The organism is Rhizobium sp. BK098 (assembly GCF_014193155.1).
Classification (GTDB): domain Bacteria; phylum Pseudomonadota; class Alphaproteobacteria; order Rhizobiales; family Rhizobiaceae; genus Rhizobium.
This window is the reverse complement of record NZ_JACHYY010000002.1, coordinates 222882-238092: the sequence shown is the minus strand read 5'-3', so window position 1 is coordinate 238092 and position 15211 is coordinate 222882. Positions and strand designations below refer to the sequence as shown.

The window sequence follows — 15211 nt, the reverse complement described above, 5'->3', positions numbered from 1 at the left end:
ATTGTTTGAGGTTTTCAATTGTTTCGTATTGGCGCCGTGATTTGTTGCGTGGTTCTTGCGGGGTGCAATTCCGTATCAAGTGAAGGCCCTTTGGCTGGCGCCATTGTAAAGGACGCCGGGCAATCCAGCGTCGAACTGGGTCGCAGAAATGCCGCGGTGTTCGATATCGTTGACATCGACAGCCGCAGTGCGCGTCTGGTTTCCGATTATGTTTCATCCACACTCAATCGGCGTTTTGGCATGGGTGGTGGTGTCGGCGCCGTCGTTATCGGTGTCGGCGATGCACTGAAGATCACGATTTTCGAAGCCGGCGCCGATGGCCTGTTTTCGACGGCGCAATCAAAACAGGTATCGCTCGATGTCGTCGTGCAGCCGGATGGCACGGCGGCAATTCCTTATGCGGGCTCGGTTCGATTTGCGGGCAAGACGCTTGATCAGGCTCGCAAGGCAATCCTTGCGGCGCTGGCGACCAAGGCCGTCGAGCCGGATGTTATCGTAACAAGCATGGGCACGCCGTCGCGTACCGTCACGGTTTCGGGCGCCGTTGGCCGTCCTTCCATGGTTCCGCTCGATCTGACCAAGGAAAAGATTACCGAAGTCATCGCCAAGGCCGGGGGGCCTTCAACGCAACCTTATGAAACCTATGTAACGCTGGTTCGCGGCAGCCGGACGGGAACGGTTCTGCTGAAGTCCATCATCGAGCATCCGTCGGAAGATATCTATGTCCAGCCGGGCGATCAGATCTTCCTCGTCCGCGATCCGAGGACCTTCACTCTGCTTGGATCTGTTCGCGGAGACGGCCGCCTCGAATTTGGAGCAAACGATCTGAACCTGCTCGAGGCTGTTGCGCTGGGTCACGGCGCGATCGACGATTCGAGCAATGCGAAAGGCTTCTTCCTGTTCCGCTACGAGGAGCCTGAAATCGCCAAAGCCCTGCTCGGTCCTGCTCGCTTCGACGTTTTGCTGCGTAAGGGAATGGTTCCGGATGCCAAGGGACGCTATCCGATCGTCTATCGCTTCGACATGTCCAATCCCGACAGCCTGATCGTAGGGCAGACTTTCCCGGTAAAAAGCCGCGACGTCATCTATGTATCGCGTCATCCTTCCGTCGACATCAGGAAGTTCTTGAATCTTATCGGCACGCCGCTTGGTATCGCATCCCAGGGAGCGGCAACGGCAGCAAATCTGGGGCAATAGTTGCAAGAAACGGAGCGACGGCGGCTTGACTTAACCTATTCGTTGATCGATGCCGACATCTGTATGATTTTGACGGATCGTGCCTTGTCGATAACGGAAATTCATCGCGAACTGATTTAGAGAAAGAACTGCAACCACCGCAAGCAAGAATTGCGATTTCTGGCTTGAATTGAAAGCTTAACTGATCGCATATTGCAGCGGTTGGTGCGCTGCCGCATAAATGCTGCGCGCGCAAATTGTTGTCGTTGAAAAACGCGGGCAATACTAGCGTGAGTAGTTAATATTGGTCAGTTTGATGCATTTCTTCGAATATTGCTGAGAGATCATGACAGTTGAGATTATCGGACGCGCAAGCATTGCCCCTGGAGCGGGTTCTATCGATGAACTGCAGCTCGTACTGAAGGAGGGGCGTTGCACCGTAGGCCGTATACCAGAGGAGCGCTGGGATCTTGCGCGCTTTTGGCATCCGGCTGTGGGCATCCAGGGAAAAACTTACAGTTTTGCAGCCGGCGTCTTTGACAATGTCTACGCCTTTGATCCTGCGGTTTTCGGCCTTTCCCAGCGTGAAGCAATGCAGATGGATCCGCAGCAGCGCATCCTGCTCAACGTTGTCTGGCGAGCTTTGGAAGATGCAAACCTGCCGATCGATGGGTTCGAAGGCCAGCGCGTGGGTGTCTATGTCGGCGCATCTTCCCTTGAATATGGCAATCTGACGCTCGAGGATCCCGCCTCGGGTAGCCCGTATTTCATGACGGGCAACACGCTTTCCATCGTTTCCAACCGCATCTCGCATATATTCGGCTTGCGCGGGCCAAGCATGACGATCGACACGGCTTGTTCGTCGTCGCTGGTAGCGCTCGACCAGGCGGTGAAGGCCCTCGAAAACGGAGAGATCGATACCGCGATCGTCGGCGGCATCAATATTCTGCTCAACCCCATGTCCTTCGTGGGCTTCGCGCAGGCGCGCATGCTGTCGCCGGAAGGGCTCTGCCGCGCCTATGACGACAACGGTCGCGGTTACGTTCGCGCAGAAGGTGGTGCGGCGATCGTATTGCGCCGGACGGACGTTGCGCTGCGCGAGAAGGACCGCAGCTATGCTAGAATACATGCCGTAGGCGTCAATTCTTCGGGACGAACCAACGGTATTTCCATGCCGTCGCGTGAGGCGCAGGCCGCCTTGCTTCAGTCGATCTATGAAGGGCGCAATATCGACGTCAATCGTATCGCCTTCATCGAAGGGCATGGAACGGGAACGAAGGTCGGCGACCCCGCCGAAATCTGGGCGATCGGCGAAGTCATAGGGCGCAATCGGCGGGCGCCGGTACCGATCGGCTCGATCAAGACGAATATCGGCCATACCGAACCGGCATCCGGCCTTTTCGGGTTGTTGAAGGCTGTTATTGCGCTTGAAAATAATTTCTTACCGGCCTCATTGCATTTCGACCACCCGAATGAGTCCATCGATTTCGAGGGCCTGAACGTTCGGGTCAATACATCAACGATCGAGCTTCTTCCAGCCAAGCAGGCACGCTTTGCTGGGATCAATTCCTTCGGCTTCGGCGGAACGAACGCTCACGTCGTCATCAGTGACCCCGATCCGATCGCACCGCCCGAACCGTCAATCCGAGGCGAGGGGGTCGTTTTCGCCGTCAGCGCTCATACGGCCTCGGCTCTTTCGGCGCTGCTCGAAGACTACAAGACCCGTCTTGAAACTGCCGAGCTCAAGGAAGCGCGTCAGATCGTTGCTTCCGCCGCTGCCAATCGCGAACCCATGCGTCATCGTTTCGCAGCCCGCGCAAAAGACAGTGCAGCGGTACTGGCCGCGATCGATGCGCATCTTGCAGGGAGAAATTCGGCTGGCGAGGCTGGCGAAGCTCCGGCCCAGGCCACCAAGATCGCCTTCGTCTTTTCCGGCAACGGCGCGCAGTGGGCGGGAATGGGCATCGGCGCCTATCAGGAAAACCGCCATTTCCGGCAATGCTTTCAGTCCTTCAGCGCTCTCTTTGAATATTATCTCGGCGAGAAGCTGACCGATGTTCTGGTCGCCTCTGATCTTGCTGCCCGCCTGGCCGATACCAAGATCGCGCAGCCGCTGCTGTTCGCGATCCAGGCCTCCCTCTCGGACTGTCTCTGGTCGATGGGCGTCAAGCCGGATGCGGTCTTCGGCCACTCGGTCGGCGAAATCGCAGCCGCCTACGCAGCCAAGGTGTTGACGGCTGCCGAGGCGGTTGCAATCGTCGCGAAGCGTTCGCTGCATCAGGATCTTCTTGCCGGTGAGGGCAAGATGGCCGCCGTGGTGCTTGGCGAGGATGCAGCGCTGGCTTTTGCGAAAGCCAGGGGCCTGGACAATATATGTATCGCGGCCGTCAACGCGCCGAATTCGGTAACGATCTCCGGTCCTGCCGATGAGATAGAGGCCTACAGGGACGCCGCGCGTAAATCTCAGATCGTCGCGCATGTTCTCGATATCAACTATCCATTCCACCATCCCATCATCGACCGTGCCAGGGAGGCGTTTTTCGCAGATTTGCCCGATCTCGCGCCGGATAGCGGCACTGGGACCTTCATCTCGACGGTAACTGGCGAACTGCGCGATGGGCGCCTGCTGGATACGCAATATTGGTGGCGCAATGTTCGCGATCCCGTGCTTTTCAAGGCTGGCTGTCAGGTCGCCCTGGCAATGGGCTGCAACCTCTTTATAGAAATTTCACCGCGCCCGATCCTGTCGAACTATGTCGCGGAGATCGCAAAACAGGCATCGGTTCAGGCGATCGCAATACCGACTTTGTTGCGCGAGGCCGCCATTGATGGCCATGATCCGGTCTCACAGTCATTTGCACGGGCGGTTGCGAACGGTGCGCCTGCGCTACGCACGCGCAGCAGCGCCACGCGCAACGCCTTCGTCAAGCTGCCGCCCCTGCCTTTCGAGCCGGTGGAGCTTCGTGCTCATGCGACGACGGACGAGATCGATATTTTCGGTCGCGATCGCAAAAGCCCGTATACGCTGCTTGGCTGGCGCGCCGATCTCAATGGTACGAATTGGAAGAACCATCTCGACGCCCGCCTTTTTCCAGACCTCGCCGAACATGTGGTGGATGGCAAGGCAATCCTGCCCGGCAGCGGCTTTATCGAAATCGCCGTAACGGCTGCGCAGCGTTATTACGGGACCGATGAAGTCGAAATCGGCAATCTCGAAATCTTCCGACCGCTTGAATTGTCTCAAGACAGGATGGTCGAATTGTCCACCATTCTGTCACCCGAGACGGGAGATCTCGAGATCCGGTCGCGCGAGCGCCTCAGCCATGACGAATGGACAGTGCATGCGGTCGGACGTTGCCGCAAGCCGCTGGCGGCGGAGATGGATAGCAAGGCCGCTGCGCGATCGAGCGGGGACCGTAAATCCATATTGACGTCCGAGGTGGCCTACGAAACCGCGGAACGTTTCGGATTGCATTACGGCCCACATTTCCAGCTTCTGTCGAAAGCTGCGGCGTTCGGTCATCATGCGATCGAAGTGGACCTGAAGACGGCTGCCTCACCGTCTCATCCCTTCGCCAGCTATAATCTCAACCCTATGTCGGTCGACGCGGCCTTTCACGGTCTCGTCGCATTGTTCGATCAATTTTCCGGCGACGAAACCGGCGCTCCCTATATTCCCGTTCACTTTGGCACCGTGAGAGCTTTCGGCAAGGAAAGGTCGATCGTCAAAGCCTACATCGAGATCGAGCGTTTCAGCGCGAATTCGATCAAGGCCCGTTTCACCTTGTTCGATGCGAAGGGCAGCGCGGTTGCCGTTCTTGACGATTGTCGTTTCCGCCGCACGCAGCTGCGCCGCAGGGCAACGCTCGATTCCATTGCATTTCATTATGAGAGCGTGCCTTCGGCTCTTTTCGCTGGCGCGCATAAATCGGGCGCTAACGGACGGCAGATTCCGTCGTACGGCAGTTCCGGCGAGAGCCATGCGCTCAACAATGCAAGCCTTCTTCTTGAAGCCGCAGTCTATCGCGCCTGCTACGATATCGCACTAAAGGTTGCGGACCGTAAAGGCGCCGTCGCATTTTCCGGCCTTCCCGGCGATGCCGAATTCCGGTCTTTCCTGGTCAATTGCCTGTACATTCTGGAGGATGCCGGCATCGCGGAGACTGGAGACGGCAAGTGGCACGTTCCCCTGGAGCCGACACTGCCGCCTGTGGCCGAGCTGCTGCAGGAAATCTATCGTGAGGACGCTGGGCGCGTGGCCGAAAGTGTTCTCGTTGGCGATGCCTATCGCGAGACGCTCGAACATTTGGCGACGATACGGCCGCACGTGTTGGAACATGAGCCTGCTGCCCAAGGGGCAAACATTCCGGGTGGGGCGACTCTGGAGCATGTGCTTGTTCATTCGCCCTTGAGCGAACGGCGGCTTTCGATGCTCGCGGAAGCATTGACATCCGCCGTCGAAGCCGATGCCGGCGCGATCGCATACGTTTTGGAAGTCGGCTCGGTTTCGGCCGCTTTCAGCCGAAAACTGGCGACGATCACCGCAGCAGCGGGCGCATGTCTCGTGATTGCCGAGCCGCGTGAGCAGGTGCGCCGAGCACTGGAGATCGCATTCGAACGCGATGCGCATGTCATCGTTACCGATCCGGCCAAACTGACGGATCGCTATGTCGCGGACCTCGTGGTCGCCTCCGGCGATCAGAGCCAGTACCTGATGCTTCACAATGACGATATCAAGCGGGCTGTCCGGACGGTTGCCGCCTGCGGCGCGCGGTTGTTGCTGGTCGATCGTGCGCCGAGCGCCTTCAATGATTTCGTCTTCGGCCTTTCCGAAGGCTGGTTTGCGGATAGCTCGTCGCCGGAATTCCCCGTTGGGCGGCTCGGCACGCCGCAGCAGATCGCCGAGCTCCTGGGGAACTTGGGTTTTGCCAAGCCGCTGATCCATGAGCAGGTATTCCCCGAGGGAGCGTTGATAGCGGTATCGGCTATGTCCGAACGGCAACCGGAAACAGCTGCCGTCGTGGAGATCGCCGAGCCAATCCTGATCTTGTCGGAGCAGGGCAAGAAGGGGCTTGGCAAGCTGGGTGAGAATGCAAAGGTCATCGATCTCAGTGCGTTGTCGCCAGATATTGCCGGCGTTCTCGATGCGGTCAACCGGAGAACCAGCGGGATCGTGTATCTTGCCGGCGTGAAGCGCGGCGATGCGGCGGAACTTTCACTATCGCGTCTCTCGATCTTCACCGAACTGGCGAACCTGCTGTCGCAGAACAGCGATGGAGCACGGCCTCGACTGGTGATCTTGGCGCCCGGCGGTTCTCCGCTGTCGGCTCGCCCCGTCGATGACGCGAATGCCGGTCTGTGGGCTTTGGGCCGCGTTCTTCAAAACGAATATGATGCCTTTGACGTCCATCTGCTGGATGCCGATGCAGATGACGGGCGAGTGTTCTCCGCAGTTGACACCCTCATGACGGCGGACACGGACAACCGCGAATGGTTCATGGATCGCGCGACCGGAAAGGTTCGGGAGATCAGAGCTGCCGCAGGTCCCTTTGATGCCGTCGAAGCAAGCCGCCGGGATTTTGTCGCGGCGATGATCCGGCAACATCTGGGCGGGCGTCTGGATAGCGTCGTTTGGGAGGAAGTCGGCCTTCCAGTGCCTGACGAGAGGGAGATTGTCGTCTCCGTCGAAGCGACCGGCCTCAATTTCCGCGACGTGATGTGGGCTATGGGGCTCCTGCCAGAAGAGGCGCTTGAGGACGGCTTTGCTGGTGCCACCATCGGCATGGAATTCGCTGGGCGAATTCTTGCCGTTGGCGATGCCGTCGACGATCTCAAGCTGGGTGACAAGGTGATGGGGATCGGGCCTGCCGCGTTCTCGACCCATGTCCGTGTTCACCGCGACGGAGTGACGAAGCTCCCAGAACGGATGGACACCGTTGCGGCTGCGACCGTGCCTGTCGCTTTTCTGACCGCCTATTATGCAATGGTCGAGCTTGGGCGCATTCAGCCGGGTGAAACCATCCTGATTCATGGAGCTGCCGGCGGCGTCGGTCTGGCGGCGCTCCAGATTGCCAAGCTTAAGGGTGCCAGGGTGATCGCCACCGCCGGCACGGTCGAGAAGCGTGGCTTTCTCGAAATGCTCGGCGCCGATCATGTGCTTGATTCCCGCTCTCTGGATTTCGTTTCCGGCGTGCGGCGGCTTACGGGTGGCGAGGGTGTCGATCTTGTCCTCAATTCGCTCTTTTCCGAAGCGATGGAGCGGAGCATCGAGCTGGTCAAGCCATTCGGCCGCTTCCTGGAGCTCGGCAAGCGCGACTATTATTCCGACCGTAAGATTGGCCTACGTCCGTTCCGGCGCAATGTCAGCTATTTCGGTATCGATGCGGATCAGCTTCTGGTCAACGTACCCGATCTCACTCGGCGCATCTTCAGGGAGATCGGGCAGCTTTTCGCCGAGGAAAAGCTGACGCCGCTGCCATATCGCGCTTTCGCTTATGACGAGATCGGCAATGCCTTCCGGCTGATGCAGAATGCCGGCCATATCGGCAAAATCGTGGTGCGGCCGCCCGTTGCGGGTATTGACAGCGTCTTGCGCGCACCCGCGAAATCCCTGCGTGTCGATGGCAAGGGTGTTTTCCTGGTCGCAGGCGGCATTGGCGGCTTCGGGCTGTCCGCCGCCGATTGGCTCGTTTCGAAGGGTGCGCGCCGCATAGCGCTATGCTCACGCCGCGGCATTGCCGACGCTGAAACGAAGCAGGCGATAGCAGATTGGGCAAAGCGGGGTGTCGTTACGACGCTGCACGCCTGTGATATCACCGATGCCGCCGCAGTTGAGACGCTGCTTGCCTCGCTTCGCACCGAAGGGGCATTGAAAGGCGTCATTCACGCCGCCATGGTCCTGGACGACGCACTCCTTGCCAATCTGACGCTGGAACGCAATCGCCCCGTTCTCCAGGTAAAGATCCGTGGCGCGGAAAATCTGGATCGTCTGACGCGAGATGACAGGCTGGAACTCTTCCTGCTGTTCTCCTCGGCAACGACCATGCTCGGCAATCCCGGCCAGGCTAACTATGTGATGGCCAATGGCTATCTGGAGGGGTTGGCGCGTGCGCGTCGGGCCGCAGGCAGGCCCGCGCTTGCGGTGGGCTTCGGCGCGATCGCCGACAAGGGCTTCCTTGCCCGCAACATCGAGGTCAACGATCTCCTCTCCAAGCGTATCGGCAAGGCCGCATTAAAGGCGCGAGACGCGCTGGAACAGGTCGAGCGTTATATGCTGGCGGACAGAGGAGATGTCGATGCGGCGGCGGTCATGATCGCCGAGATCGATTGGAATGCCGCTCGTCTGCTGCCGATTGCCGGACGTTCTCTGTTCGAGCCGCTGATGCGCCATGCAGGCAACCATCAGGCCCTCAACGAGGGAGACAGCATCGATCTCAGGGAACTGATCAGCGGGAAATCGGAAGAGGAGGCTCAGGCCGCTCTGCATGCGCTTGTCGCGGCAGAGATTGCGGCCATCCTGCGCGTGACCGAAGACACGGTGACCCCCGATAAGGTTTTGAAGGATATCGGCCTGGACAGCCTGATGGCCATGGAGCTCGGCATGAGCTTCCAGCAGAAAACCGGCTTCGATATTCCCTTGAGCGGAGTAGGCGAGGGTACGACCGTAGGCGATGTCGTCAACCGTTTGCGTGATCGGGTCATGAATCGCAACGGCGACAATGCTGCTAGTGACATGGCCGGAGACGAGGTGGTCGAGCGCCTGGCGCGTAGCCATGCCGCAGAACACGAAAAAAGGGCCGTGCAGTGACCTATAATGGCGAACAGGCGGAGCAGAAGAAAAGCAAGTTGCTTGAGCAGATGCGCCGTGTCGGCGAATCCTCCGGCCGCAATCGGACCGAAAGGCTGAACCGGCAGCCACAGTTACAACCGCGTCAGGCGACCCGTTTCGAGGATCTGCCCGAATATAAGCGTGTCGCAACGCAGCGCATGGCAGGTGAGCTGCTCGGCGTCGCCAATCCATTCTATCGGTCGCATGATGCCGCCGCCGGCGCGACGACGCGCATCGGCGGGCGTGAGTTCGTCAATTTTGCCTCCTATGATTATCTGGCGACCAATACGGACCCGCATGTCGCCAAGCGCGCCAAGGAGGCGATCGACCGCTTCGGAATCTCGGCGTCGGCCAGTCGTCTCGTCGCAGGCGAGCGACCTGATCATGTGGAGCTCGAGCGCAGGCTTGCAGAGGTCTATGGCGTCGATGCCGCCGTCTGCTTTGTCAGCGGCTACTTGACCAATGTCGCTGCGATCGGCTGTCTGATGGGGCCGCAGGATCTCGTGATCCACGATGAATTCATTCACAACAGCGCGCTTGCCGGCATCAAGCTTTCCGGTGCCGCCCGCCGGCTGTTCCAGCATAATGATGTCGATAGCCTCGAGAATATCCTGAAGACACTATCGTCGGATTTCCGGCGCATTCTGGTCATCGTCGAAGGCATCTATTCGATGGATGGTGATATCGCCGACCTGCCTGCGCTGCTGGAGCTCAAGGCGCGCTATGGTTTCTGGCTGATGGTCGACGAGGCGCATGCGCTTGGCATTCTCGGCAGGACGGGCCGCGGTACATTCGAGCACTTCGATCTTGATCCGCGTGATGTCGATATCTGGATGGGCACGCTCTCGAAGACGACGTCGAGTTGCGGCGGCTATATCGCCGGCACGCGTGCGCTTGCCGATATTCTGAAGGCGGAAGCCGGCGGTTTCGTCTATAGCGTCGGCCTTTCGCCCGTTCTCGCCGCCGCCGCCGTCGCTGGCCTCGATATTCTCAAGTCCGAACCGGAGCGAACCGCGCGGCTTAGGCGCAACGGCCATCTGTTTCTCGACGAGGCAAAGGCGGCTGGCCTCGATACCGGCCTCAGCGTGGGGCACTCGGTCGTGCCCGTGATCGTCGGCGATTCGCTTCGGGCCGCGCAGCTTTCCAACGACTTGCTCGCCGAAGGCATCAACGTGCTACCCATCATCCATCCGGCGGTGCCCGAGGGCATGGCGCGCCTTCGTTTCTTCATCACCTGCAATCATACCGAGGAGCAGATCCGGCGCGCGGTCAGGCTGACAGCAGAAAAACTCAAGAGCTTGAAGGACCGCAATTTCGGTCTTGCTTCGCTGGATATGGAGAAGATGATGCAACTGCTGCCCATGGCTCAAACGCCAGGCGGCTCTTAAGTTTCGGGGCGATCGTCTCATGCACGTTATCGTCACGGGAGGTTCAAGCGGAATTGGTCTGGCGATAGCCAAGCTTTATGCGGCCCGAGGGGCCCGGGTTTCGCTTCTTGCTCGCGATACCGGGCGCCTCGAAGAGGCGCGCGCCGAAATCGCGATGCTTCCCGGTGTCGACGGCGCCTTTATCCGGACGGCTTCCGTTGATGTGGCCTCTGCCGAACAGACTACCAAGGCGGTAAGGCTTTGCGAGGCGTCCTTCGGCCCTTGCGATATTCTTGTTGCTTCCGCGGCTATCGTCGAGCCCCGTACCTTCGATGCAATGTCCGCGTCGGTTTTCGATGAGCAGATCTCCGTCAATCTCCTTGGGACAGCCAACGCGGTTCGTGCTGTTTATAAAGACATGAAGAGCCGCCGCGGCGGCCGGATCATGATGATTTCTTCGGGTGCCGCCTTGATCGGTATCTTTGGCTATAGCGCTTATTGCGCATCCAAATCGGCGCTGGCGGGCTTTGCCGAGGCTTTGAGCGCGGAAGCCGGCGCTTGGGGCGTGCAGATTTCGATCTGCTTCCCGCCCGATACGATGACGCCGCAATATGCTCGGGAAATCGCGTTAAGGCCGCGCGAAGCGGAGATTTTGATGGGGGCCGTCAAGCCGTGGAGTGCGGAGGAGGTCGCAGCAAGAATCGTCCGTGGGATGGATCGCGGCAGGCAGAAGATTCACTTCGGATTTTCGCTGACGGCGCTGGCTTACTTCGGACCGCTGATAAAACCATTGCTGTTATGGTGGTTTTCACGCAAGGCGCGAAAAATATTTGGTGATGAGGCGCATAGCGGTCTTGCCGATACCGGCAAGCAGAGCTTTGATCGCGATAAGTAATACAAAACACGCACAGGAGTTGCACCGCCAGCGAAACACGTGCAAGAGAAGATAAGTCAGGGGTATTGGCGGCCCGTTCCTCGCTGATATGGAAATGCTGCCGAGGCAGCGGGCATTTGGATGGCGCAGTCTTGAAGCTTCACGATTTTCCTGTTCTTTTGACCCTTGCTTGCTTCGCGTTTTCCTGCGTCATCGTCTTTCTGACCGATCCGTTGGCGATGCCGGCGGCCATCAACGCCGAGAACCGTACGAAAAGAAGCTGGCGGCGAGTAGCCTGCGACTGGGCGGCAAGAATTCCGGTCATCATCCTGATCTATGCGGCGTTCTTCGCCATTTCCTGGCGCCCGATCTACAGCACTCAGGCCGTCATCAGTTTCTTCGTCATCTTCACCGGCATATCGAGGGCGAAATTCGAGTTCATCCGTGAGCCTTTGGTATTTTCGGACATCGCGCTCGTCGTGGATGTCTTCAAATACAAGGAGATCTTCTATGCGACATCGCTGAACATCGTCTTCTGGATCATCGCTTTTGCCTACGTCTTCGGCCTCAGCGGTCTTTACATGTATCTGGAGCCTGCGGTTCTGCCGGACAACCACGGTGTGCTTTGGATCCTGCTGATGCTGGTTGCAGCCTTTACGCCATGGGTCGCTTTGTTCAGCCGGGTCGTCAGCGAACCGGTCTGCCGTCTCACGCAGAAGTTTCTCGGCAAGGTTGACGTCAAGAGCGATACGGTGCGATTCGGCACCTTTGCCTCCGTCGTTTTTCATTTCGTCATCTGGGTTGGTGTCCGGCGCGAGGCGATCGTCTCGGAATTGTCCGAGCGTTTCATGTCGGCGCTGCAGGAGCTTTGGGAACATGGCGAAGACGAGCCGCTCATCGTCGTCTGGCAATCCGAATCCTTCATCGACCTCAGACATTTCGGCGTCGACAATATCAAGCTTCCCAATCTCGACCGTCTGAGGGAGCAGGCCGCGCAATGGGGCCGCATGACAAGCGTCTTCGAGGGTGGCTATACGCTACGAACCGAATTTGCCGTCTTGAGCGGGCTACTGCCCGAAAATGTGCATATCGACGCCAGCTACCCCTATTTGCGTGCCAGCCATTACAAGGATGTCGTCTGGCCGGCGCGGCTGAAAAAGGCCGGCTGGAAGACGCAGTTCATCCATCCCTATGACAAGACGTTTTTCCTGCGTCACAAGGCGTTGCCGCAGCTTGGCTTCGACCGGATGATGATGCTGGACGAGTTCGATCACAATCCCGAGCGCGATGGCCCTTATGTCAGCGACCTCTCGCTGACGAAAAGCGTGATTCGGACGATCGATGACGACGGCACGAGCAAGAATTTCCTCTTTGTCGCGTCCATGGCGAATCACGGCCCCTGGGAGCCGGGCCGCTGCGGCGACCTCGTCAATCCGGTGGACATCTACGGCGAACTCCTGATGCGCGCCGATCATGCGCTCGGCAATCTTGCCCATCATCTCGACAGGCTGGATCGCCCGGTTTGGTTGCTTTTCTATGGCGATCATGCACCCCTGCTGAAGGCCTTTGCCGATCCGTTCCCGGATCCGCGCACCGATTATGTCATCGTTCCGCTTGGCCGCGCGCGCGCCCATTCTCAAAAGCCGCAGCCGCCGCAAGAAGAGGCGCCCTGGAATCTGATCGGCACATTGCTGCGCTATGCCGGCCTTGCCACCGAGGTTGCAGAATGATGCCCAGTGGGGAAGGGGCCGCGCGACCGCGCGTCTTCCTCTTCCTGCAGGGCCCATCCTCGCCTTTGTTCGTCGAGACTGCCAGGATATTGGAGAAGGCCGGCGGCCGCTGCATCCGCATCAACCTGAATGCCGGGGACTGGATTTCGTGGCGCCGCCGCAAGGCGTTCAACTATCGCGGCGACCTTGCCGGATGGCGAGCCTATATCGGGCTTCGAATCGAAGCCGAGAATGTCACGGATCTGATCCTGCATGGCGAAGAGCGGCCCTATCACCGGGTCGCCATCGAGGAGGCGCGTCGCGCCGGCGTTGCCGTCAATGTCGTGGAAATGGGTTATTTGCGGCCGGACTGGGTGACCCTCGAGCGAGATGGCCTCTCTTCCAATTCGCGCTTTCCCACCAATCCGGTCCATATTCTGAAGGCCGCGTCCAATCTGCCGGAGCCGGATTGGACACGTCGTTACAACCAGACTTTCCTGGCGGAAGCGCTTTACGATCTCGCCTATTATCTGCCGACCGTCTTTCTGTGGTTCCTCTATCCCGGCTATCGCCGGCACGGGCTCTACCATCCCTTGATGGAATATGCCGGATGGCTGAAGAAACTTCCGGCAAGCGGCAGAAGGACACGGGAAGCGCAGGGTATGATCGAGGGGCTGATTGCAGGCGGCAAACGATTCTTTGTCTATCCCCTACAGCTTCAGACCGATTTTCAGCTCCGCGCGCATTCGCCTTTTCATCAGCAGCAGGATGCGATACGGCTGATTCTCCGTTCTTTTGCGGAGCATGCAGCGCCGGATACACATCTCGTCCTAAAGCTTCATCCGCTCGACAACGGGCTCGTGGACTGGCGGGCCTATGTCGAGCATATCGGTGCCTCATGCGGATTGTCGCCGCGCATCCATCTGATCGATGGCGGCAGTCTCGACCGGCTGATTGTCGCCAGCCAGGGCATGGTAACGGTCAACTCGACTGCGGCACTTTCGGCGCTGCGCGCAGGGAAGCCGGTCAAAGCGCTGGGAGCGGCGATCTACGACATCGATGGTTTGAGCGATCGGCGTGGCCTAGAGCGATTCTGGCGGGAGCCGACGCCACCGTCGGCGGAGCTATGCAGCGCATTCTTTCGCCTGCTGGCCGCGGCGGTACAGGTACGCGGCAACTTTTGCTCGGGGGAGGGCGCGCGCGCTGCCGCCGCGCAGATCGCGGAGAGATTGTTGTCGCGGACGGTCAACTTGCCCGACGCCTACGTCGACCCGCCGCCAAGGCAGCGACCGATAAAGTTTCATGTTCCGTAATGCAGATGCAATGGGATGGAACAAGAATTGCTACCGCGACAGGGCCTTCAGGCTGAAATTGACAATATGACTGCTTACATGTGGACTGATGCGGAACTCAGCGCGGCGATTCGATACTGCGAATGAATGTGGATAACGGTTTGCCGGGAGCAAACGCCATGGATGACAGCAAGATGGAACGATTCATGTTGAAGGAGCTGCTGATCATCATAGCAGCCCTTGTGCTTGTTTCCGTGGTACTTCTGGGTGTGATTATTCTCGGCAACTACTGAGCCGCCGCGATAGCGCGCAACCTCGCTCATCGAGAGCGCAACAAAGCTGCTAGAAAATCAACTGACATTCAATCTGAAGAAGTGGTGGGCGATGAGAGACTCGAACTCCCGACATCCTCGGTGTAAACGAGGCGCTCTACCAACTGAGCTAATCGCCCTTCTGCGAAGCGGGTCATTGGCCCGCCGCGTTCGGTGGCCGTGATCTATGCGGAACGGGGAAAAACCGCAAGAGTGTTTATAAAGATTTTTTGATTTTTTTGATTTTTGCACATTCCTGGCCGCACTCGTCAACATATGCTGGCTCGATGCCCCGCGACGTTATTCCCATGCATATCAGGTTCTCATGAAATGCATGGGGTGGGAACCTGCCATGTGAAATCGAGAGGACCGAAAATTGCAGGAGTGCTTGTCCAAAACAATTCGCATTCTGTCATCGATTTGTATTCAAACCTGCTTGACACCCAAACACGAACCCCGTAGTTAGCCGCTCATCGAACGGCGAGGGCCGCTTTGATGGGTGCGGAAGCATCTGGAATGCTTGAAATGTAATGCGGGTGTAGCTCAGTCGGTTAGAGTGCCGGCCTGTCACGCCGGAGGTCGCGGGTTCGAGCCCCGTCACTCGCGCCATTTCAAGGCAAATTTCGGATCCGTACGGGCTGAAAGGCCAAACAA

The 15211-nt window shown here is 58.7% G+C and carries 6 protein-coding genes and 2 tRNA genes; 7 read left to right on the top strand and 1 reads right to left on the bottom strand.

Annotated elements, in window-relative coordinates; translation table 11 throughout:
• Positions 1-18 precede the first annotated feature (18 nt).
• From FHT73_RS06020 to FHT73_RS05995, 6 genes are all read left to right on the top strand, one after another.
• Positions 19-1197 carry a polysaccharide biosynthesis/export family protein gene (locus FHT73_RS06020; RefSeq protein ID WP_183710364.1) on the top strand — a complete coding sequence of 393 codons (1179 nt, stop codon included), beginning with the start codon at positions 19-21 and terminating at the stop codon, positions 1195-1197.
• Between the two features lie 325 nt (positions 1198-1522).
• The gene (locus tag FHT73_RS06015) at positions 1523-8983 is read left to right on the top strand and encodes a type I polyketide synthase (protein WP_183710362.1); all 7461 of its coding nucleotides are present in this window, start codon (positions 1523-1525) and stop codon (positions 8981-8983) included.
• Between the two features lie 50 nt (positions 8984-9033).
• Positions 9034-10392 carry an aminotransferase class I/II-fold pyridoxal phosphate-dependent enzyme gene (locus FHT73_RS06010; RefSeq protein WP_246698946.1) on the top strand — a complete coding sequence of 453 codons (1359 nt, stop codon included), beginning with the start codon at positions 9034-9036 and terminating at the stop codon, positions 10390-10392.
• Between the two features lie 19 nt (positions 10393-10411).
• Positions 10412-11266, top strand: coding sequence for an SDR family oxidoreductase (locus FHT73_RS06005; RefSeq protein WP_183710360.1), 855 nt, complete (start codon positions 10412-10414; stop codon positions 11264-11266).
• A 131-nt stretch (positions 11267-11397) separates the two neighbouring features.
• Positions 11398-12975: a sulfatase-like hydrolase/transferase gene (locus tag FHT73_RS06000; protein WP_246712061.1), complete on the top strand. Its 1578-nt coding sequence runs from the start codon at positions 11398-11400 to the stop codon at positions 12973-12975.
• Complete coding sequence (locus tag FHT73_RS05995; RefSeq protein WP_183710356.1) at positions 12972-14267, top strand: capsular biosynthesis protein; 1296 nt, start codon at positions 12972-12974, stop codon at positions 14265-14267. Before FHT73_RS06000 ends, FHT73_RS05995 begins: the two co-directional genes overlap by 4 nt.
• A gap of 354 nt (positions 14268-14621) precedes the next feature.
• On the opposite strand, the gene FHT73_RS05990 is transcribed toward FHT73_RS05995, so the two are convergent.
• A tRNA-Val gene (locus FHT73_RS05990) sits at positions 14622-14697 on the bottom strand.
• 392 nt (positions 14698-15089) lie between these two features.
• Between FHT73_RS05990 and FHT73_RS05985 the strand changes: the two genes are divergently transcribed.
• A tRNA-Asp gene (locus tag FHT73_RS05985) sits at positions 15090-15166 on the top strand.
• Positions 15167-15211: the final 45 nt, after the last annotated feature.